The sequence below is a fragment of the Streptomyces sp. NA04227 genome (genome assembly GCF_013364195.1).
Taxonomy (GTDB): domain Bacteria; phylum Actinomycetota; class Actinomycetes; order Streptomycetales; family Streptomycetaceae; genus Streptomyces.
Window position 1 is genome coordinate 466379 of sequence record NZ_CP054918.1, and the last position, 23077, is coordinate 489455.

Sequence of the window (23077 nt, forward strand, 5' to 3'; positions counted from 1 at the left end):
CGCCTGCATGCACACTCGGGAACCGTGTCCGCTGCCAAGGCCGTCACCTGCGGCTTGTCGCGTGTCGACGCTGAGCGTCCGACCACGTTCGCTGTCCGTGCCACCCCCAGGGCCGACAGCCGGACCGACGCGGTGACCAGTAAGAACCGAGAAAGCTCGAATAGGTTGCGCCGGAAGTCGACAAGAAAGGGAAACGGCCTGAAATAGCGCTCACGGTCGGTCACGAGCCGAAAGGCACCGGCAGCGGAAACGGTACGCGACGTCGATTCGAAATCACCGGACTCACATGTTACGGCGGTCGAAAATGCCCCCTCGGAACCCTGAGACGCTCGTTCAGCATTATCGTTCCATATTTCTTGAAAGGCCTGAAGAGAGTCTCTATAGGTTTCTCGGCGACAAGGACGGAACTCAGCAGAGTCTGAGTAATGCGGAACTCGACCTACGGGCTCGGTCGATAGCCGTCCGGCTTCGCGAAAGGGTTTCCGAAGGCGATCGCGCACTCATTCTCTGCCCGCCCGGAATCGAATACCTCACGTCTTTCCTCGCCTGCCTCTACGCGGGCGTTGTCGCGGTTCCCGTTTATCCGCCGGATCCGCTGCTGATAAAGCGCACGCTCCCCCGCCTCGTCGGCGTCGTCCAGGACGCGGAACCGGCCGTCATCCTCGCCACCGGCGACATCGCCGCGGTCAGCGACCAGTTCGTGGAGCACTCCGCCGACTTCCGTGCGATCCCCTGGCTCACCGTGGACGCCTCGGAGGCGGTCGACCCCGAGGCCTGGCGGCACCCGGACGCGGACCGCGGAACCATCGCGTTCCTGCAGTACACCTCCGGCTCCACCGGGCGCCCCAAGGGCGTGATGGTCTCCCACGGCAATCTGCTGCACAACCTGCGCGCCATCAACGACCGTCTGTACGGCCACGAGCCGGACAACCACATGGTCACCTGGCTGCCGCCGTACCACGACATGGGTCTGATCGGCGGACTGCTCGCCCCGGCCTTCGGCGGCTTCCCGACCACCTTCATGGCGCCGGTCACCTTCCTGAAGCAGCCGGTGCGCTGGCTCCGCGCCATCAGCGAGCACGGCGGCACCATCACCGGCGCCCCCGACTTCGCCTACCGCCTGTGTGTGGAGCGGGTCTCCGAGGAGGAGCGCGCCACGCTCGACCTCAGCGCACTGCGGGTCGCCTTCAGCGGTGCCGAGCCCGTGCGCCCGACGACCCTCGACGCCTTCACCCGCATGTTCGCCCCGCAGGGCTTCGCCCGCTCCGCCTTCCTGCCCTGCTACGGCCTGGCGGAGGGGACGCTGTGCGTCTCGGGCGGCGACCGCGCCGCGGACCCGATCCTGCGGGAGGTGGACACGGCCGCGCTGGCCGCAGGTGAGGCGGCCGCGCCCGCGGCCGGGACGGACGCGCGTACCTACGTCGCCTGCGGCTGGACGGTCGAGGACCAGGACATCGCCATCGTCGACCCCGAGACACGGGCGCGGCTGCCCGAGGGCCGGGTCGGCGAGGTCTGGGTGTCGGGACCGAGCGTCGCCGAGGGCTACTGGCAGCGCCCCGAGGAGTCCGCGGAGATCTTCGCCGCGCGCACCACCGGCACCACTGGCACCACCGCCACCGGCGAAGGCCCCTTCCTGCGCACCGGTGACCTCGGCTTCCTCGACGAGAACGGCGAGCTGTACCTCACCGGGCGCCGCAAGGACGTCATCATCGTCGAGGGCCGCAACCACTACCCGCACGACATCGAGCTGACCGTCGAGTCCTGCGACCCGGTGCTGCGGCCCGGCCAGGGCGTGGCCTGCTCCGAGGAGTCCGCGAGCGTCGACGGCGCCGAGCGCGGCGAACGGCTCGTGGTCCTGTACGAGGTCACCGGCATCCCCTCCGAGGAAGTGGCCGCCCGCGTCTTCACCGAGGTACGGGCCAGGGTCTCCGTGGAGCACGGACTCGCCGTCCACGAGATCGCCCTGCTCCGGCGCGGCAGCATCCTGAAGACGTCGAGCGGCAAGCTGCAACGCGCCGGTTCGCTCGCGGCGTTCCGCGAGGGCCGCCTCAAGTGCCTTGCCCACTGGGAGGCTTCACAGGCCGCGACCGCCGCGAAGCCGCGGCCCGAAGACGCGCCGCAGGTCTCGGCCGAGCGGGCCGCGTCCGCGCCGGCCCCCGCCACGAGCGCCGACCCGGCGGAGCGCCGCCGCGTCGAAGAGTGCCTGGTGCGCGAGCTCGCCGAACGCCTCGGCGTCGACGGCGCCACCCTGGACACCCGTGTCCCGCTGGCCAGTTACGGCCTGCGCTCGGTCGACATGGTCGGCATCACCGGCTCCCTGGAACGGCTGCTCGGCCGTTCGCTGCCCTCGACCCTGGTCTGGGAACACCCGACCGTCGAGGCGCTCGCCGACCACCTGGCGGGCGGCACCGCACCGCCCCGGCCCGCCTCCGGTACGGACACGACGCACACGGCACGCACCGGCGCCGACGAGCCGATCGCCATCGTCGGCATCGGCTGCCGCTTCCCGGGCGGCGCCAACAGCCCCGAGGCGTACTGGCAGTTGCTGCGCGAGGGACGCGACGCGATCACCAAGGTGCCCGAGGACCGCTGGAAGTCCGAGGACTACTTCGACGAAGACCCCTCGGCGCCGGGCAGGACCAACACCCCCTGGGGCGGGTTCGTCGACGGCGTCGACACCTTCGACCCGGCCTTCTTCGGGATCTCGGGCCACGAGGCGGCCCGGATGGACCCGCAGCAGCGGCTGATGGCCGAGGTCGCCTGGGAGGCGCTGGAGGACGCGGGGATCCCCGCCGAGGAGCTCGCCGGATCGCCGACCGGTGTCTTCGTCGGCATCGCGACCACCGACTATCTGCGCACCCAGTTCGCCGACCTGGACCGCATCGACGCGTACACGGGCACCGGCAACGCCTTCAGCATCGCGGCGAACCGGCTCTCGTACCTGTTCGACCTGCGCGGTCCGAGCATGGCCGTGGACACGGCCTGCTCCTCGTCGCTGGTAGCGGTGCAGCAGGCCTGCCGGAGTCTGGCGAGCGGCGACTGCACGGTGGCCGTCGCGGGCGGGGTCAACGTGATCCTCTCCCCCGCCCTCGCGATCAACTTCAGCAAGGCGGGCGCGATGGCGCCCGACGGCCGCTGCAAGCCCTTCGACTCGCGCGCCGACGGCTATGTGCGCTCCGAGGGCGCGGGAGCGGTCGTACTCAAGCCGCTCAGCCGGGCCCTCGCCGACCAGGACACGATCTACGGCGTGATCCGCGGCGGCGCCGTCAACCAGGACGGCCGCAGCAACGGCATCATGGCGCCCAATCCGCAGGCCCAGGAGGAAGTGCTGCGCCTGGCCTGCGCGGACGCCGGACTGCGGCCCGCCGAGGTCCAGTACGTGGAGGCGCACGGCACCGGCACCCTGCTCGGCGACCCGATCGAGGCGAAGGCGCTCGCCACGGTGCTCGGCGAGGGCCGTGAGCCGGAGCGGCCGGTGCTGATCGGCTCGGTGAAGTCGAACCTGGGCCATCTGGAGGCCGCCGCCGGTATCGCCGGGCTCATCAAGACGGCGCTGATGCTGCGGCACCGCAGCGTGCCGGGGACCCTGCACTTCCTCCAGCCCAACCCGCGCATCCCCTTCGACGAGGTGGCGCTGCGGGTCGCCGACAAGTTCCAGCCCTGGCCGGTGGCCGAGGGCCCGGCGGTGGCGGGCGTCAGCTCGTTCGGCTTCGGCGGCACCAACGCCCATCTGATCCTGGAGGAGGCACCGGCCGCTCCGGCCGCCGCCTCCCCGGCTCCGGTCCGGCCCGAACTGCTCACCGTCTCGGCACGCGACGAGGCCGCCCTGCGTGAACTCGCCCTCGGCTACGCGGACTTGCTCGACGCGGCGGGCAGGGCCGAGGACGACGGCGCGCTCGCCGCGCTGTGCGCCGCCGCCGCGCTGCGCCGCAGTCACCACGAGTACCGGCTCGCGTGCGTCGCCTCTACGCGCGTCGAGATGAGCGAGGCCCTGCGCGCCTACGCGGCCGGGTCCGAACACCCGGCGCTGGCCTCGGGCAACGGCAGGCTCGACCGGTCCACGCGTACCGCCTTCGTCTTCTCCGGGCAGGGCCCGCGCTGGTGGCCGATCGCCGCCGAACTCCTGGACTCCGAGCCCGAGTTCCGGCGGGTGATCGAGGAGTGCGACGCGCTGCTCGCCCGCTGGACGGACTGGTCGCTGCTGACCCAGCTCACCGCCACCGGCGACGACTGCCTGCTCGCGGATACGGCGGTGGGCCAGCCCGCGCTGTGCGCCGTACAGATCGCGCTCGCCGCGGTGTGGCGCGCACGGGGTGTGGAGCCGTCGGCGGTGGTGGGCCACAGCGTCGGCGAGATCGCCGCGGCCCAGGTCGCGGGCGCCCTCGGCCTGGAAGACGCGCTGCGTATCGCCCTGCACCGGGGCCGGATCATCCGGCAGGCCGTCGGCAAGGGCCGGATGGCCGTGACCGGGCTGCCGCTCGCCGAGGCGGAGCGCGCGCTGAACGAGCTCGGCGGCAAGGACATCTGGGTGGCCGCCGCCAACAGCCCGACGACGACCGTGCTGTCCGGTGACCCGGCGGCGCTGAACGAACTCGCCGAGTCCTTCAGCGAGAAGGGCATCTTCTGCCGGCTCCTGGAGTCGGTCGACTTCGCCTCGCACTGCCCGTACATGGACCCCCTTGGCGCGCAGCTCACGGCGGCGCTCACCGACCTCACCGCGCGCGCGACGAGCATTCCGTTCCTGTCCACGGTCACCGGCGAGTTCGCCGAGGGAACCGTGCTGGACGCGGCGTACTGGGGCGAGAACCTGCGCCGCCCGGTGCTCTTCGACCGGGCGGTGGCCGCGCTCGCGGGCGACGGGCACCGGGTGTTCGTCGAGATCGCCCCGCAGGCGATGCTCGGCGACGCGGTCGCCGAACGCCTCGCGGCCGAGGACACCCCCGCGACCGTGGTGGCCTCGCTGCGCCGTGAGGAGTCCGGACGGGCGGTGCTGCTAGGCGAGTTGGGCAAGCTGCACTGCGCGGGCTTCCCGGTCGACTTCGGCCGTCTGTACGGGCCGCTGGTGCCGATGGTGCCGCTGCCCGGCTATGCCTGGCAGCGCGAGCGCCACTGGAACGTGGTCCCCGGCAAGCAGGTGTCCGGCACCCCGGGCGGCCACCCGGTGCTGCACAGCCATGTGCAGTCCGTGACGGCGCCCGGCACCCACCACTTCGCCGCCCGGCTCGACCTCACCGGCCTGCCCTACCTGGGCGACCACCGGGTGGGCGGCGCCGTGGTGCTGCCCGCGAGCCTCGTCCTGGACGCCGCCACGGCCGCCGCGCGCGAGGCGCTCGGCGGACGCCGGGCCGTCGCCCTGGACGACGTGCGCTTCACCGGTATGACGGTGGTGCACGACAGCGCCGAACGCCCCACCTTCCAGCTGGTGTTGAGCCTGGACGGCGACCGCGGCACCTTCCGTCTGTACAGCCGCGCCGGTGCGGGCACCGCCGACGACGACTGGACCGAGGCCGCGCAGGGCACGTTCACCGCCTCCGAGGACGGCGCGGCCCCCGCGGCCGCCGAGGCGGACGAACTCGCCGCCGTACGCGGACGCTGCGGCACGACCGCGTCCGCCGACGACCACTACGCCGGGCTCGACGCGGCGGGACTCCAGTACGGCCCGGCCTTCCAGGGCGTACGGGACCTGTGGACCGGCGAACGCGAGGCGATCGCCCGCCTGGCGGCGCCGCAGGACACCGATGCGTACGGCGTGCACCCGGCGCTGCTCGACAGCTGCCTCCAGGTGCTCGCGGCGGCGCTCGCCAGTACCGGCGAGGGCGCCGAGTCGATCCATCTCCCGGTCGGCGTCGGCAGGTTCGCGCTGCGCGCGGAGCGGGCCGTGCCCCGCTGGGCGCACGCCGATGTGCGGGCGGCCGAGCCGGACGAGGACGGGCTGCGCGGCGCGCGGGTGACCCTGTACGACGCGCAGGGCGAGGCCGTCGGCTTCGTGGACGGGATCGCGTTGCGGCGTCTGGAGGGCGGCGCGGAGCGCGATGCGGTGGCGGAGTCGCTACTGCACGTCCAATGGCAGGAGCTGGAGGCACCGGACCGCCCGCAGGCCGGGCAGGACAAGGGCTGGTGGCTGCTGCTCGCCGACCGCTCCGGGGTCGGCGAGGAGCTGGCCTCGGCGCTGCCCGGAGAGTGTGTGCTGGTCCACGCGGGCGACCGGGACAGGGACGGTCGTACGCTCGACCCGGCGCGGCCCGAGCAGTTCGGCGCCCTGCTGGCCCAACTGCGTGGCCAGTACGGGGACATGTGCGCGGGAGTCGTCCACGCCTGGAACCTCGACCTCGGCGAGGACGCACTGCCGGGCGACGGTGAGCAGGCCGCGGCCGGGCTCGACTCGGCTCAGGACCTGGGCACCGTCTCGGTGCTCCACCTCGTGCAGGCCTTGTCGGCCCAGGACTGGAAGGCCTCGCCCCGGCTCGTTCTGGTGACCCGGGGCGCCCAGCGGCTGGCCTCCGACAGCGGGACGCCCGCGTTCGCGCAGTCCGCCCTCTGGGGTCTGGCCCGGGTGGTCACCCTGGAGCACGAGGAGCTGGACCCGCTCGTCGTGGACCTCGACCCCGCCCGGCCCGAGGGCGAAACGGCGGCGCTGGCGGCCGAGTTGAGCACCCGCACCGGAGAGCACCAGCTCGCCCTGCGCGGCGCCGCGCGGTATGTGCCGCGGCTCGCCCCGTGGACCGCGCCCGAGCCCGAGGAGAACGACTGGGAGCGGCGCCCGTACGCCTCGGGCGAGTTCGAGAACCAGCGTCTGCTGGCCGAGCGGCCCGGCATCCTGGGCAGCCTCACCGCCACCCCGTGGCAGCGCACCGCGCCCGGGCCCGGTCAGGTGGAGATCGAGATCCGCGCCGCGGGCCTGAACTTCGCCGATGTCCTCAAGGCGATGGACATCTGCCCGGGTGTGCCGTCCGGCCGTACCCCGCTCGGCGCCGAGTGCGCGGGCCGGGTGGTGGCCGTCGGCGAGGACGTCGAGGACCTGCGCCCGGGCGACGAAGTGATCGCGGTGGGCGGGTCGAGCATGGCCGCGTACACCACCGTGGCACGCGAGTTGGTCGTCCCGAAGCCCGCGGGCCTCAGCGACGAGGAGGCGGCCGGTGTGCCGATCGCCTTCCTCACCGCGGTGTACGGCCTCGAATACCTCGCGCACCTCGGCGAGGGCGAGACCGTGCTGGTCCACTCGGCGACCGGCGGTGTCGGTCTGGCCGCGCTCCAGGTGGCCCGCCGCCGGGGCGCCACGGTACTGGCCACCGCCGGTACCGAGGAGAAGCGGGCACTGCTGCGCTCGCTGGGCGTGGAGCACGTCTTCGACTCGCGGTCGCTGGAGTTCGCCGAGCGGATCGTGGAGCTGACCGACGGGCGCGGCGTGGACGTGGTGCTCAACTCGCTGACCGGTGAGGCACTTCAGCGCAGTCTGGGACTGCTCGCCGTCGGCGGCCGGTTCGTCGAGATCGGCAAGCAGGACATCTACCGCAACAGCAACCTCGGTCTGCTGTCCCTGAAGCACAACAGGTCCTTCCACGCGGTGGACCTGGAGCGCTCGATCACCGAGCAGCACTCCCTGATGGAGCTGCTGTTCAGCCATGTCGCCGAGGGCTTCACCCGCGGGGACTTCGGCGCCCTGCCGGTACGGACCTTCCCGTACGCCCAGGCCACGGCCGCCTTCTCGTACATGGCGCAGGCCCGGCACACCGGCAAGGTGGTGCTGCGGCCCACCGGCGAGGAGCAGGTGGCTCTCCCGCCGCCGAGCGGGGCGGTACGGGGCGACGCGAGCTACCTGATCACCGGTGGTCTCGGCGCGCTCGGCCTGGACACCGCCCGCCACCTGGTCGACCAGGGCGCCCGCCATCTGGTGCTGCTCGGCCGCAGCGCCCCCTCCGCCGAGGCCGAGCGGGCCATCGGTGAACTGCGGGCCCGGCAGGCCGAGATCAGGGTGCTGAGCGCCGACGTCTCGCGCGCCGCGGACATCGCGTCCGTGCTCGGCGTCGTCGACGCGGAGCTGCCGCCGCTCGCCGGAGTCGTGCACGCGGCCGGTGTGCTGGACGACGGTGTGCTGCTCGGCCTGGACCGCGACCGCTTCCGGCGGGTGGCGGGGGCCAAGGTGCACGGCGCCTGGCACCTGCACCGGGCGACCGCGGACCGAGGGCTGGACTTCTTCGTCCTGTACTCCTCGGCCGCGGCCCAGCTCGGCTCCGCCGGTCAGGGCAACTACGCGGCGGCCAACGCCTTCCTGGACGGTCTGGCCCACTACCGCAGGTCTCTTGGGCTGTCGGCGCTCAGCGTCAACTGGGGCCCGTGGTCCGAGGCCGGTCTCGCCGCGCGGCCCGACCGGGCCGGTGGTCTGGAGGGCCTGGGCATCCTCGGCATCCGCTCGGCGGACGGCATCGCCGCCCTCGACCGGCTGCTGCCGACGGCCACCGCGCAGGCCACCGTCCTGCCGCTGGACCGCGCCCGGCTCGCCAGGGCCGCGGGCAGCGGCCTGGTCCCGGCAATGCTCACCCGGCTCGTGGACACGTCCACGGCGGGCGGGGCGCAGGGCGCGACGAGCAAGGTACGGCAGGAACTGCTCGCCGTGGAGCCCGGGAAGCGGCGCAAGGCCGTCCTGGTGCGGCACTGCACCGAGCAGGTCGCCTCGGTGCTCTCGCTGGACGTCTCCCGCATCGACACCGCCGTACCGCTGAACAGCCTCGGCTTCGATTCGCTGATGTCGCTGGAGCTGCGCAAGCGGCTGGAGGCGCTGTTGCAGATCGAGCTGCCCGCGACGGTGGTCTGGCGCTTCCCGACCATCGACGCGCTCGTGCCGTTCCTGGCCGAGTGCATGGAGATCCCCCTGGAGGCCGGTCCGCCGGAGAGCGGACCACTTGCCGAGGCCGTCGACGGCCCGGACGCGGACCCCACCCGGACCGGCGGGTCACTGCCCGCCACCGCGAGCGAAAGCGCAAGCGCATCAGAGCTCGACCAGTTGCCCGACGCCGAGATCGAGGCACTGCTGCTGGCCAAGTTGACCGAGATCGAAGAGGGGCATGACGCATGACTTCGCCGGACGAGTCGCAGACTTCTGGATCCACCCTGCGCCGCGCCTATCTGACGATGGAGCGGATGCAGCGCCGCATCGAGCAGCTGGAGAGCGCCGCATCCGAGCCCATCGCGATCGTCGGCATCGGCTGCCGCTTCCCCGGCGGGGTCGTGGACACCGAGTCGTTCTGGGACCTGCTCGCCGCGGGCACCGACGCGGTGTCGGAGATCCCCGCGGACCGCTGGGACGTGGGCACCTTCCACTCCGCCGAGCCGCGTACGCCGGGCCGGATGAGCACCCGCTGGGGCGGGTTCATGGACCAGGTCGACCGGTTCGACCACGAGTTCTTCGGCATCACCCGGCGTGAGGCGATGACCATGGACCCGCAGCAGCGGGTGGCCATGGAGGTCGTCTGGCAGGCACTGGAGAACGCCGGCCAGGACCCCTCCGCCCTGGCGGGGTCAAAGACCGGTGTGTTCATGGGCGTGTGCAGCAACGACTTCGCCAGCCGCACCCTGCGGGTCCCGCTCGACGCCTCCGCGCACGCCAGCACCGGCACCGCGCACAGCATCCTCACCGGGCGCATCTCCTACACCCTGGACCTGCGCGGCCCGAGCGTGGCCGTGGACACCGCCTGCTCGTCCTCGCTGGTCGCGGTGCACCAGGCCGTCCAGAGCCTGCGGTCGGGAGAGAGCGACCTGGCGCTCGGCGGCGGCGTCAACGTCATCCTCTCGCCCATCCCGAGCATCGCCTTCTCCCAGTTCCCGGGCATGGTCGCGCCGGACGGGCGCTGCAAGACCTTCGACGTCTCCGCCAACGGCTACGTACGGGCCGAGGGCTGCGGCGTCCTCGTACTCAAGCGGCTGTCGGACGCGGTGAAGCAGGGCGACGAGGTGCTCGCCGTGCTGCGCGGCGGCGCGGTCAACCAGGACGGGCGCAGCGCCGGGATCACCGCGCCGAGCGGTGCCGCGCAGCGCGAGGTGCTGCGCGGTGCGCTGGCCGCGACGGGCGTGGCCGCCGAGCAGGTCTCCTACGTCGAGGCGCACGGCACCGGCACCACGCTCGGCGACCCGATCGAGGTGGACGCGCTCGCCGAGGTGTACGGCCGCGCGGAGGGCCCCACGGTCTACCTCGGCTCGTCCAAGCCGAACATCGGGCACGCGGAGGCGGCCTCCGGCATCGCGGGCCTGATCAAGGCGGCGCTGTGCGTGCGCAAGGGCGCCATCCCGAAGAACGTGCACTTCACCGAGCTCAACCCGCATCTGTCCTTCGCGGGCACCACCTTCGCCGTGCCGACCGAGATGACGCCGTGGCCCGAGCGTGAGGGTCCGCGTACCGCCGGGGTCAGCAGCTTCGGCTTCAGCGGCACCAACGCGCATCTGCTGGTGGAGCAGCCGCCCGAGCGGGAGGCGCCCGCCGAGACCGACGAGCGCAGACCGCTCAACCTCCTGACGCTGTCCGCCAAGAGCGAGGGCGCCCTCGCCACGCTGGCCGAGAAGTACCGCGACCACCTCGCCACCGGCACCGGGGCCGCGGGCGCGGACCTCGCCTTCTCGGCGAACACCGGACGCGCGCACTTCCGCCACCGGCTGGCCGCGCTCGGCTCCACCCGCGAGGAACTCGCCGCGCGTCTGGAGGAGTTCACCGAGGGCATGCCCTCGCCGGGTGTCGTCACCGGCACCGGGGGCGCCGCCGACGTGGTGTTCCTCTTCCCCGGCCAGGGCCCGCAGCGGGTGCACATGGCCCGCGAACTGTACGAGACGCAGCCCGCGTTCCGCCGCACCATCGACCGCTGCGACGAGATCCTCCGGCCGATGCTCGAGGTCCCGCTGCTCACCGTCCTCTATCCCGAGGACGACTCCCAGCTCGTCTACGAGACGGCGTACTCCCAACCGGCCCTGTTCGCCGTCGAGTTCGCGCTCGCCGAGCTGTGGCGCTCATGGGGCGTGGAGCCCGCGGCGGTGCTCGGGCACAGCTTCGGCGAGTACGTCGCGGCCTGCTTCGCCGGTGCGATGAGCCTGGAGGACGGCCTGAAGCTGATGGTCGCCCGCGGCCGCCTGATGACCGAGTCGGGCATGCACGGCGCGATGGCCACCGTCTTCGCACCCGAGCGGGAGGTCGCCGAGGCGCTGGTGGGCCTGGAGGACAAGATCTCCATCGCCGCCGCCAACGGCCCCGGCAACACCTCGATCTCGGGTGACCGCGCGACCGTCGAGGCGATCTGCGAGCGGTTCACGGCGCGCGGGGTGAAGGCGAAGCTGCTGCGCATCACGACGGCCTCGCACTCGCCGCTGATCGAGCCGGTCGTAGAGGAGTTCCGCAAGGCGTGCGAGGAGATCGAGTTCTCCGCGCCGCGCATCCCGCTGGTCTCCAACCTGACCGGCGAACTGTGGGCCTGGGACAAGGCACCGGACGCCGACTACTGGTGCACGCACCTGCGCCGTACGGTCCGCTTCGGCGACGGCGTCGACACCCTGCTCGACATGGGCTACCAGACCTTCGTCGAACTGAGCCCGGCGCCCACCCTGCTCGGCCTGCTCAGTGACTCGCTGCCCACCGGGCACGACGCCCTGCTCGTGCCGAGCCTGCGCCCGAACTTCCCGGACTGGGAGATCCTGCTCGACTCGCTGGCGCGCCTGTACACGCGCGGCGCCGACATCGACTGGCATGCCTTTGACGCGGAGTACCGCCGCGACCGGGTGCCGGTCCCGACGTACGCGTTCACGCCCACCCGCTGCTGGCCCGACCAGGAGTCGCACGACGGCGCCGTGACGGCGGGGCCCGAACAGCCCGCCGCCGTGGCCACGGCCGGGGAGCCGGACGCCTACGAGGACGCCGACCTGCTGCACGACCTGGACTGGGAGGCGGCCCCCGCGCTGCCCGCGGAACCGGCCGCGACCGAGGAGCGGGCGACCTGGCTGGTCCTTTCCGACGGCGCGGGTGTCGGTACGGCACTCGCCGGGCGGCTGACCGCGCAGGGATCCCGCGCGGTGCGGGTCGTGCGCGGTGCCGCCTACCGGCACGACGGGGACCTGGCCGAGGTCCGGCCGGGCGCCGAGGACCTCCAACGGCTCATCGGCGAGCTGGACCTGTCCGAGGACGAGGCCTTGCACGTGGTCCATCTGTGGGCCGCCGACAGCGGCCTCGAGGTGGCCTCGGTGGCCGCGCTGCTCCAGGAGCAGCAGGACGGCTGCATGAGCGCGGTGCACGCGGTGCAGGCGCTGGCCGGCAATCGCAGCGCCAAGCGCAACCGGCTGTGGCTGGTGACCCGCGGCGCGGTCCGCCCGCTCGGCGCCGCGAGCGGCGCGCCCTCGGTAGCGCAGTCCACGCTGTGGGGTCTGGGCCGCTCGCTCCAGCAGGAGCACACGGGTCTGTGGGGCGGTCTCGTCGACCTCGACCCGGACCTGGACGCCGAGACGCTCGCCGAACTGCTGCTGCGTGAACTGGGCCAGAGCGAGGAGGACCAGAGCGCGCTGTACGGCGACAAGCGCTACGTGGCCCGGATGGTCCGCCGCGAGCTGCCCGCCGCGACCGGCGGCACGGTGTGGCGCACCGACGCCACCTACCTGGTCACCGGCGGTCTCGGCGGGCTCGGACTCGCCGTGGCCCGGTCCATGGTGCTCTCCGGTGCACGTCATCTCGTACTGGCCGGTCGTACGCCGCTGCCGCCGCGCGCGACCTGGTCCGCGCTCGACCCGGGCACGACCGCGGGCAAACGGGTCGCCGCCGTACGCGAGTTGGAGGCGCTCGGCGCGAGCGTGACCGCCGAGTCGATGGACGTGAGCGACGAGCAGGCGGTGCGCGACTTCCTCGACCGGTTCGAGAAGGAGGGCAGGCAGCCGGTCCGTGGCGTGGTGCACGCGGCGGGCGTCGGTGAGATCACCCCGCTGCTCGAACTCGGCGAGGCCGATCTGGAACGCCAGTTGCGGGCCAAGGCCGCCGGTGCCTGGGTACTCGACCGGGTGCTCGGCGAGCGGGAGCTGGACTTCTTCGTCCTGTTCTCCTCGGTCAGTTCGCTGCTCAGCTCGCCGTTCGTCGCGGGCTACGCCGCCTCCAACGCCTACCTCGACGCCCTGGCACGCAGCCGCCGCAGTGCGGGCAAGCCCGCGGTCAGCATCAACTGGGGTATCTGGGGCGGGCTCGGCATGGCCGCGAGCTCCGAGGCCACGCCCGGTCTGAGCGCGGGCATGGGCACCCTGAGCGAGACGCAGGCGCTGCGCATGTTCCACCGGCTGCTGCGCCACACGGACCCGCAGATCTCGGTGGTGCCGGTGGACTGGTCCGACTGGGGCCGCCGCTTCCAGGACGTCTCGGGCTCGGCTCTCCTCTCCCACCTCGTGGGGCGTTCCGGCTCCGCTCCCACCGCCGCCCGCGCGGGCGGTGAGGCACTGCCCAGCCGGGCCGAACTCCTCGCGCTCGGACAGGAGGAGCGGCTCGCGCTGCTCGCCGAGCGGCTGCGCTCCAGCATCGCGGTGACCATGCGGACCGGCGCCGAATCGGTGGGCCCGGACCAGCCGTTGCAGGAGCTGGGCCTGGACTCGCTGATGGCGGTGGAGGCCCGCAACGAGATCGAGGGCAGCATCGGGGTCTTCCTGCCGATCTCGGTGTTCCTCTCCGGCGCCTCGGTCAAGGACGTGGCCGCCGAGATCGTCAAGGAACTCGGGAACGCGACCGACGCCCCGGCGGGCGAGGACGGCATCCAGCGCGTGGAGCGCGCCGAGGACGCCCTGGCGCAGCAACTGCTCGCCGAACTGGCCGACTTGGATGAAGACGCCGACGACGCCGACGCCGACAGCGCCGCCGCTTCGCAGCGGGAGGGCCGTCATGGCTGACCTCGACGCCCAGTTGGCCGCGCTCTCCCCGAAGAAGCGCGCCCTGTTCGAGAAGATGATGCGCGAGCGGGCCGCCGCCGAGCCGACCGAGAACGTCTTCCCGCTCTCGGTGATGCAGCAGGGCATCTGGTTCCTGGAGCAGATCAGGCCGGACAACCCCGCGTACCTGATCCCCGCGGCGGCCCGTATCCGCGGACCGCTGAACATCGGCGCGCTGCAGGACGCGGTCAACGAGATCGTGCGGCGCCACGAGTCGCTGCGCACCCGCTTCGAGCTGCGCGACGGCGTACCGAAGCAGGTCGTGCGGCCCACGCTCGACCTCCACGTGCCGGAGGAGGACGTGCGGGGCCTCGGTCAGGACGAGCTGGACAAGCGCGTCGCCGCCGAACTCGCGGTGCCCTTCGATCTCGCGTCCGGACCGCTGCTGCGGCTGAAACTGCTGCGCACCGGCGCCGAGGAGTGGGTGCTGCTCGTCGCGATGCACCACCTGGTCTCGGACGGCTGGTCGGTGAAGGTGCTCTTCACCGAACTCTCCGCCCTCTACCAGGCGTTCGCGGCGGGCCGCACCTCCCCGCTGTCCGCACCGCGTATCCAGTACGGCGACTTCGCCGCCTGGCAGCAGGGCCTGGACGCCGAGAGCCTGCGCGAGGACCTGGCGTACTGGCGCGGGCACCTGGCGGGGGCGCCCTCGGTGCTCGCCCTGCGCTCCGACCGGCCGCGGCCCGCGGTGCAGGGCTTCAACGGCGGCTCGGTGCCCTTCGAGCTGCCCGCCTCGCTGCACGGCGAACTCACCGCGCTCGCCGCCTCGCACGGCGCCACCGCCTACATGGCGCTGCTCGCCGCGTTCAACGTGGTGCTGCACCGCTACAGCGGCCAGAGCGACGTGGTGGTCGGCGTGCCCACGGCGGGCCGGGGCCGCGCCGACGTTGAACCGCTGATCGGCTTCTTCGTCAACACCCTTCCGGTGCGCACCGATCTGTCCGGGGAACCCGACTTCCTCGGTGTCCTGGCCCGGGTCCGCGAGGGCTGCCTCGGCCTGTACGCGCACGAGAACGTCCCCTTCGAGAAGATCGTCGAGGACCTCGGCACCGAGCGCGACCTGAGTCGTCCGCCGGTCTTCCAGGTGGCCCTGTCCTACCAGAGCGACCCGCTGCCCACACTCGCCCTCGCCGGGGTGGAGTTCCAGCGTCTGGACCTGCGCGCGGACGGCGCCCGCTTCGATCTGGAGCTCCAGTTCTTCGAGCGGGACGGCGCGGTCACCGGCTGGTTCGAGTACGACCGCGACCTGTTCGACGAGTCCACCATGGCGCGGATGGCCCGCCATCTGCGGCGCGTGATCGAGCTGGCGGTGGCCGCGCCCGGCACCCCCGTCGGCGCCCTTGACCTGCTCGACGAGGCCGAGCGGCACGAGGTGCTCGCCGCGGGCACCGCCGAGGAGCGCGAGTGGCCCGGCGCGGGCCTGATCCACCAGTGCTTCGAGGCGCGGGCAGCAAGCGGCCCGGACGCCGAGGCGCTGCGGTTCGAGGGCGAGAGCCTGACGTACGGCGAACTCAACGCGCGGGCCAACCAGTTGGCGCACAAGCTGCGCGGCATGGGGGTGGGCCCCGACGTCCTGGTCGGTGTCTGCCTGGAGCGCTCGGTCGAGCTGGTGGTCGGTCTGCTCGCGGTGCTCAAGGCCGGTGGCGCGTACGTGCCGCTGGACCCGGGCTATCCGACGGCCCGGCTCACGTACATGCTCGACGACGCGAAGGTCCCGGTCCTGCTGACGCAGCGGCACGTACTTCAGGCGCTGCCGCCGGTCGGGGCAACGACGCTGTGCGTCGAGGAGCTGCGCGCGGAGCTGGCGGGCGAACCTGCGACGGACCCCGGGGTGGAACTCGACGGCGACAACCTCGCGTACGTCATCTACACCTCCGGCTCCACCGGAGCGCCGAAGGGCGTCATGAACGTCCACACGGCGATCCGCAACCGGCTGCTGTGGATGCAGGACGCCTACGGTCTCCAGCCGGGCGAGCGGGTGCTGCAGAAGACGCCGTTCTCCTTCGACGTGTCGGTGTGGGAGTTCTTCTGGCCGCTGATGTGCGGCGCCACTCTGGTGGTGGCGCGGCCGGAGGGCCACAAGGACGGCCGGTATCTGCTGGACGTGATCCGGCAGGAGGCCATCAGCACCCTGCACTTCGTGCCCTCGATGCTCCAGGTGTTCCTGGAGCAGGACGGCGTGGAGTCGTGCACCGGCCTGCGCCGGGTCATCTGCAGCGGCGAGGCCCTGCCGCGCGCGCTTCAGGAGCGCTTCTTCGAGCGCAGCACGGCCGAGCTGCACAACCTGTACGGGCCCACCGAGGCGGCCGTGGACGTGAGCTTCTGGGAGTGCCGCCGCGACGGCGACCCGCGTCCGGTGCCCATCGGCCGCCCGGTCACCGGCACCCGGCTGTACGTCCTGGACGCCTCGGGTCGGCCGACACCGGTGGGAGTGCCCGGTGAACTGCACATCGGCGGCTGCCAGTTGGCGCGCGGCTACCTGGGCCGCGAGGAACTGACCGCGGAGCGGTTCGTCGCCGACCCGTTCGCACCGGGGCCGAACGCCCGGATGTACCGCACGGGTGACCTGGCCTGCTTCCGCGAGGACGGCGCCATCGAGTACCTGGGCAGGCTCGACCACCAGGTCAAGCTGCGGGGCTTCCGTATCGAACTGGGCGAGATCGAGTCGGCGTTGCGGGACCGGGACGGCGTGCGCGAGGCGGTGGTGCTCGCCCGCGAGATCGGCGGCGACACGCGCCTGGTGGCGTACCTGACCGGGGACGCCGTCCCGTCCGCCGCCGAACTCGGCGCCAGGCTCAAGGAGCACCTGCCGGAGTTCATGGTGCCCTCGGCGTTCGTGACCCTGCCGAGCCTGCCGCTCACCCCGAACGGCAAGACCGACCGCGCGGCCCTGCCCGACCCCGAGCCGGTCGCCGCGGTGCGGGCCGTCTACGCGGCTCCCGAGGAGGGCCTCGAACACTCCCTCGCGGCCCTGTGGCGCGAGGTGCTCGGGGTGGAACGCGTGGGCAGGGACGACAACTTCTTCGAACTCGGCGGCAACTCGCTCCTGATGGCCCGGCTGCAGGCCCGGCTGACCGCCGCGCACCAGCTGGACGTCCCCATGGTGGAGCTCTTCCAGAACCCCACCGTCGGGTCTCTCGCCGCCCATCTGGGCCGCTCGGACGCGGCCCCCGACTCCTCCCCCGACGGGCGCGAGCGCGCCGCGACCCGTCGCTCAGCCCTGGAACAACGCCGGTCGGCAGCCGCCCGGCGGAACCGCTCACGGAACGGTAGGTGACCCTCGTGTCGGACGCAGCCCAGGACATGGGCCCCGAAGATCTGGGCCACGTGGCCATCACCGGCATGGCCGGCCGCTTTCCCGGAGCCGGGGACGTGGAGACCTTCTGGGGCAACCTCGCCGACGGCGTGGAGAGCATCTCGGCGCTGACCGAGCAGGAACTGCTCGACTCGGGCGTCGCCCCCGAACTGCTGCGGCAGGACAACTACGTCCGCGCCAAGGGCGTACTGGAGGGCGGCGACCTGTTCGACGCCTCCTTCTTCGGCTACAGCCCGCGCGAGGCCGAGGTGATGGACCCCCAGCACCGGGTGTTCCTGGAGTGTGCCTGGCAGGCCCTGGAGTCCGCCGGGTACGACCCGCGCACCTTCGAGGGCCGGATCGGTGTGTTCGCCGGTTCCAGCATGAACTCGTACCTGCTGTTCAACGTGATGGCCAACCGGAGCACCTACGAGGCGACCGGCGGCTACCAGACCCTGCTCGCCAGCGACAAGGACTTCCTGGCGACCCGGGCCTCGTACAAGTTCGGGCTCCGCGGCCCGAGCATGACGGTGCAGACGGCCTGCTCGACCTCGCTGACGGCGGTGCACCTGGCCTGCCAGAGCCTGCTCAACGGCGAGTGCGACATCGCGCTGGCCGGAGGCGTGTCCGTGAGCGTGCCGCTCAGCAGCGGCTACGTCCACGAGCAGGGCGGCATCCTCTCCGCCGACGGGCACTGCCGCGCCTTCGACGCCGAGGCGGGCGGCACGGTGGCCGGAAACGGCGTGGGCGTGGTGGTCCTGCGCAAGCTGGCCGAGGCGCAGTCCGCCGGCGACACCGTGGAGGCGGTGATCCGGGGCACCGCCGTCAACAACGACGGTTCCCTGAAGGCCGGTTACACCGCGCCGAGCGTCACCGGCCAGGCCGAGGTGATCTCCGAGGCGCTGGCGCTGGCCGAGGTCGACGCCTCGACCATCGGCTACGTGGAGGCGCACGGCACCGGAACGGCCCTCGGCGACCCGATCGAGATCGCGGCACTGACCCGTGCCTACCGCGAGTACACCGACGCCACCGGCTACTGCCGTATCGGCTCGGTGAAGAGCAACGTCGGGCACCTGGACGCCGCCGCCGGAGTGACGGCCCTCATCAAGGCCACCCTGGCGCTGAAGCACAAGGCCTTCCCCGCCACCCTGAACTTCCGCGCGCCCAACCCCGAACTCGCCCTGGACAGCAGCCCGTTCGTGGTCGGCACGGAGCTGACCGAGTGGCCCGAGGGCCCCACCCCGCGCCGCGCCGGTGTCAGCGCCTTCGGCATCGGCGGCACCAACGCCCATGTCGTCCTGGAGGAGGCACCGCCCGCCCGCCCGGCGGGTGCCCAGGGCCGCGCGGTCACCGTGCTGCCGCTTTCGGCACGCGGCCCCGCCGCGCTCGCCGCCCGCGCCGCGGAGCTGGCCGACCGGCTGGAGCAACGCCCCGAACTGGACCTGAACGACACCGCGTTCACCCTCGCCTGCCGCCGTACGGCCTTCGAGACCCGGACCGCGGTGGTGGCGCACGGCCGCGAGGCGAGTGTCGCCGCGCTGCGCGCGATCGGCGAGCGGGACGCGGTCTCCGCGGCCGATCAGGCCCCGGTCGCCTTCCTGTTCCCCGGCCAGGGCGCCCAGTACGTGGGCATGGCGCGTGATCTGTACGCGCATGAGCCGGTGTTCGCCCGCGCGCTCGACCGGTGCGCGGAGCTCTTCGCCGGACAGCTCGGCGAGGATCTGCGCACCCTGCTGTTCGCGGAGGACGGCAAGCAGGCGGACGCGAGCCGCAGACTCGGCGAGACCGCGATCACCCAACCCGCCCTGTTCACCGTCGAGTACGCGCTGGCCAAGCTCTGGGAGTCCTGGGGCGTTCGGCCGCGCGCCATGGCGGGGCACAGCGTCGGCGAGTACGTCGCGGCCCATCTGGCCGGGGTGTTCTCGCTGGAGGACGCGGTACGTCTGGTCGCCGCGCGCGGGCTGCTCGTGCAGGGCATGCCGCGCGGCGCGATGCTGTCGGTGTTCCTGCCGGAGGACGAGGCGAGCGCGCTGCTCGACGAGCGGCTGTGCCTGGCCGCCGTCAACTCGACGGGCCTGTGCGTGGTTTCGGGTCCCACCGAGGCGGTCGAGGAGCTGGAACAGCGGCTGAAGTCCGACGCGGTGGCCTGCCGCAGGCTGCACACCTCGCACGCCTTCCACTCCCCCAGCATGGAAGGCGCCGTCGAGCCCTTCGTGGAGCTGGTGCGCGAGGTCACGCTCAACGCCCCGCAGGTGCCGCTGTGTTCCAACGTCACCGGCACCTGGATGACCGCCGAGCAGGCCACCAGCCCCGAGTACTGGGGCGCGCATCTGCGCGGCACCGTCCGCTTCGGCGACATCCTGCGCGACCTGCTCTTGGACCCGGACCTGGTCCTGCTCGAAGTCGGCCCGGGCCGCACCCTCGGCGACTTCGCCCGCGCCCACGCCGACGCGCGCCCCGAGCGCACCGTCCTGGACTCGCTGCGCCACCCCAAGGAGGAGCGCGACGACCGCGCGTACCTGCTCCAGCGGCTCGGTGAGCTGTGGAGCGCGGGTGCCACCGTGGACTGGCCCGGCTTCCACGCGGCCGAGGACCGCCGCGTGGTCCGGCTGCCCGGCTACCCCTTCCAGCGGCAGCGCTTTTGGACCGAACCGGACGCCGTCCAGGGCGAGTCGGCCCTCCCGGCGGCGGTGGCGGGCCCGCTCGACGACTGGTTCTCGGCGCCGGGCTGGCGCCGCCTGGCCCCGCTGACCCGGCCTGTCACCGGCACCGCCCCGGACTCCGGCGACGTGTGGCTGATCCTGGGCGCCGAACTGGCCCTCGGCTCCGCCCTCGCGGACGCTCTCGCGGCGGACGGCGCCCGGGTGGTCCGGGTGAGCGCCGAGGACACCGGCACCGACGGCGTGCGGCACATCGACCTCACCGACCGGGCGCACTACGCCGACCTCCTCACCGGCCTGGACCTGGCACCCGGCACCACCCTGCGGATCGTCCATCTGTGGAGCCTGCTCGGCGAGCCGGTCGCCGCACTCGACGCCGACGCCCTCGCCGCGGCCGCGCGCCTCGGCTTCGACAGCCTGCTCGCCCTGGCCCAGGGCATCGGTGACGCCCGTACGGGCTGCCCGGCGCACCTCGACGTCCTGTGCCGCGGCATCCGCGCCGTCACCGGCGACGAGGAGCTCCAGCCGGAGAACGCGCCGCTCACCGGCGCGACCACGGTGATCCCGCAGGAGGTCACCGACGTCACCTGCCGGACCCTCGACCTGAGCGGCCTGAGCGGCACCGGCAACGGGCCCGTCCCGGCGGCCACCGTGCGCGCGGTGCGCACCCTGCTCGGCACCGACACCGAGGAGCGCGACCTCGCCCTGCGCGGACGCCACTGGTGGGTGCGCGACTTCGACGCCGTCAAGCTCGGCGCCGAGACGCAGGACGCTCCGACTCAACTGCGCGACGGCGGTGTGTACTTGGTGACCGGTGGTCTCGGCGGCGTGGGCCTCGCCCTCGCGGAGCGGATCGCCGCGGACGCCGAGGCGCCGGTGCTCGGTCTGCTCGGCCGCTCGGAGTTCCCGGCCGAGGACGCCTGGGCCGACTGGCTGGCCGCCCACGACGACCAGGACCCGACCAGCGCCCGTATCCGCAGGCTGAGCGCGCTGCGTGAGCGCGGCGCCCAAGTGGTGGTACTCCAGGCCGATGTGACGGATCGTCAGGAGATGGCCGAGGCCGTCGCGGCGCTCGGTGCGCACGGACCGCTGCGCGGTGTCGTGCATGCGGCGGGCCTGCCCTCCAACGGCATGATCAGCGGCAAGAGCCCGGCCGACGCGGCCCAGGTGATGGCCGCGAAGACCCTCGGCACCCTGGTACTCGAGCAGGTCTGCCCGCGCGAGGACCTCGACTTCGTGCTGCTGTGCTCCTCGCTCACCTCCGTACTCGGCGGCCCCGGCCAGAGCGACTACTGCGGCGCCAACGCCTTCCTGGAGGTGTACGCGCAGTCGCGGCGTACGACGCTGGACCTGCCGGTCACCGCCGTGTCCTGGGACACCTGGCAGGGCGTGGGCATGGCCGCGGGTCTGGTCGCGCGCTTCGGCGGCGAGGACGGCCGGGGCACCGAGACCGCGCACCCGCTGCTGCGTCTGCTGGAGTCGGGCGAGAACTCGCGTACCTATGTGACGACGTTCAGCACCGCCGAGAACTGGATCGTCGACGAGCACCGGATCATGGACCACGGTCTGGTCCCCGGTACGACGTATCTGGAGCTGGTCCGCGCCGCCGTGGCCGAACAGGCGAAGGGGCACGAGATCGAGCTGCGCGACGTGCTGTTCATGCTGCCGGTGGTGGTGCCCGACGGGCAGACCCGCCAGGTGTTCACCACGGTCGAACAGCACGACGGGCACTGGCGGTTCACGGTGCGCAGCCGTGCCGCGGCCGGCAGCGGCGCGGCCTGGCAGGACCATGCGACCGGTTCGGTGGTGCTGCACGACCCGGCGCCCGAGGTGCGCCACGACCTCGCCGAGGTGCTCGGCCGGATCGACGTCACCGAGGACCTGCTGAGCGAGGAGGAGATCCACCACCGCCTCAAGCTGGACAAGGCGGCCCAGGGCGGCCCGATGACCTTCTCGTTCGGCACCCGCTGGCGCTGCCTGCGGCGCATCCAGGCGGGCGGCGACCGTCTCCTGGTGACCCTGGAACTGCCCGAGGAGTGCCACGAGGACCTCGACGGCTACGTACTGCACCCCGCGCTCCTGGACGTCGCCGGTGCCTCGGCCCGTATCCACGCCCAGGACGTGTACTACCTGCCGTTCACCTACCGCAGCCTGCGGGTCGCGGCGTCGCTGACCGGCACGGTGCACTGCTTCGTGCAGCTCAAGGAGTCCGCCGACGCCTCCGGCGAGACGCTCACCTGCGATGTGGAACTCCTCGACCCCGAGGGCCGCTCGCTGGTGACCATCTCCGACTTCACCATCAAGCGCATCAACGACGTGGAGGGGCTGCTCGACCAGGTCGCCCAGGCCGCCGCGCCGCCGCCGGAGGAGACCGAACGCGAGGAAGGCGGCGTGCTGCGGGCCCTGGCCCAGGGCATCAGCGAGCAGGACGGCGCCACGGCGTTCGCCCGGCTGCTGTCCGCGGGCGACCTGCCCGAGCACGTGGTCGTCTCGGCGCGCGACCTCGGCGCGATGCGCCGCCTGGCCGCGCGGATCACCCCCGAACTGCTCGCCCGCGAGGCGGAGTCCCTGGCACCGGCGGGCGGCACCCACGCCCGGCCCGACCTCGCCACTGCCTACGAGGCGCCCGGGACACCGGAGGAGGTCGCGGTCGCCGAGGTCTGGCAGGAGGTGCTCGGCATCGACCGGGTCGGTGTCGACGACGACTTCTTCGCGCTCGGCGGGCACTCCCTGGCGGCCGTGCAGATCGGCGCCAAGATCCAGAGCCGTTTCGGCACCGAACTCGACCTGCGGGACTTCTTCGACTCCCCGACCGTGCGGGGCACCGTCGCCCTGCTCGCCGCGGGCGGGAAGCGGGCGGTCGACCCCGAGGACGCGATCACGGCCATCGACCGTGACGCACCGGGAGCGGCACTCGACGCCGAGTCCGAGGACATGGAGAACGCCGAGGACCTCGACGGGCTCAGCGAGGACGAACTCGACGCCCGCCTCCTGGAGTTGCTCGCCGAGTCCGAGTCCGAGTCGGAGGACGACGAAGACGAAGGCGAAGAAGAAGACGACACGGACGACACAGCGGGCGCCGACGACGCCGACGGCGCTGCGGACTTCCCGAACCCCGAAGGGAACCTCGCATGACCACCCCGGCGACCACCGGCCGGATCCGGGGCACCCGCCCCGCACCCGCCGACAAGAGGAC

At 72.8% G+C, this 23077-nt stretch carries 4 protein-coding genes; all 4 read left to right on the top strand.

Annotated features, from left to right (window positions below; all coding sequences use genetic code 11):
• The first annotated feature begins 304 nt into the window (after positions 1 to 304).
• Genes HUT18_RS01740 through HUT18_RS01755 form a run of 4 tightly spaced genes read left to right on the top strand, consistent with a single transcriptional unit; the run spans position 305 to position 23016 of the window.
• Positions 305 to 9073: a type I polyketide synthase gene (locus HUT18_RS01740; RefSeq protein ID WP_176097148.1), complete on the top strand. Its 8769-nt coding sequence runs from the start codon at positions 305 to 307 to the stop codon at positions 9071 to 9073.
• The gene (locus tag HUT18_RS01745) at positions 9070 to 13887 is read left to right on the top strand and encodes a type I polyketide synthase (protein ID WP_176097150.1); all 4818 of its coding nucleotides are present in this window, start codon (positions 9070 to 9072) and stop codon (positions 13885 to 13887) included. Before HUT18_RS01740 ends, HUT18_RS01745 begins: the two co-directional genes overlap by 4 nt.
• Positions 13880 to 17203 (top strand): non-ribosomal peptide synthetase, encoded by a 3324-nt coding sequence (locus HUT18_RS01750; RefSeq protein ID WP_176097152.1) that lies wholly within the window; start codon positions 13880 to 13882, stop codon positions 17201 to 17203. The genes HUT18_RS01745 and HUT18_RS01750 overlap by 8 nt, the downstream gene beginning before the upstream one ends.
• A gap of 5 nt (positions 17204 to 17208) precedes the next feature.
• Positions 17209 to 23016, top strand: a complete 5808-nt coding sequence (locus HUT18_RS01755; RefSeq protein ID WP_254878384.1) for a type I polyketide synthase — start codon at positions 17209 to 17211, stop codon at positions 23014 to 23016.
• Positions 23017 to 23077 lie beyond the last annotated feature (61 nt).

Excerpts from the sequence above, each read along its gene's own strand:
- HUT18_RS01740 (WP_176097148.1), top strand. The coding sequence starts at position 305 with ATGCCCCCTCGGAACCCTGAGACGCTCGTTCAGCATTATCGTTCCATA.
- HUT18_RS01745 (WP_176097150.1), top strand. The coding sequence starts at position 9,070 with ATGACTTCGCCGGACGAGTCGCAGACTTCTGGATCCACCCTGCGCCGC.
- HUT18_RS01750 (WP_176097152.1), top strand. The coding sequence starts at position 13,880 with ATGGCTGACCTCGACGCCCAGTTGGCCGCGCTCTCCCCGAAGAAGCGC.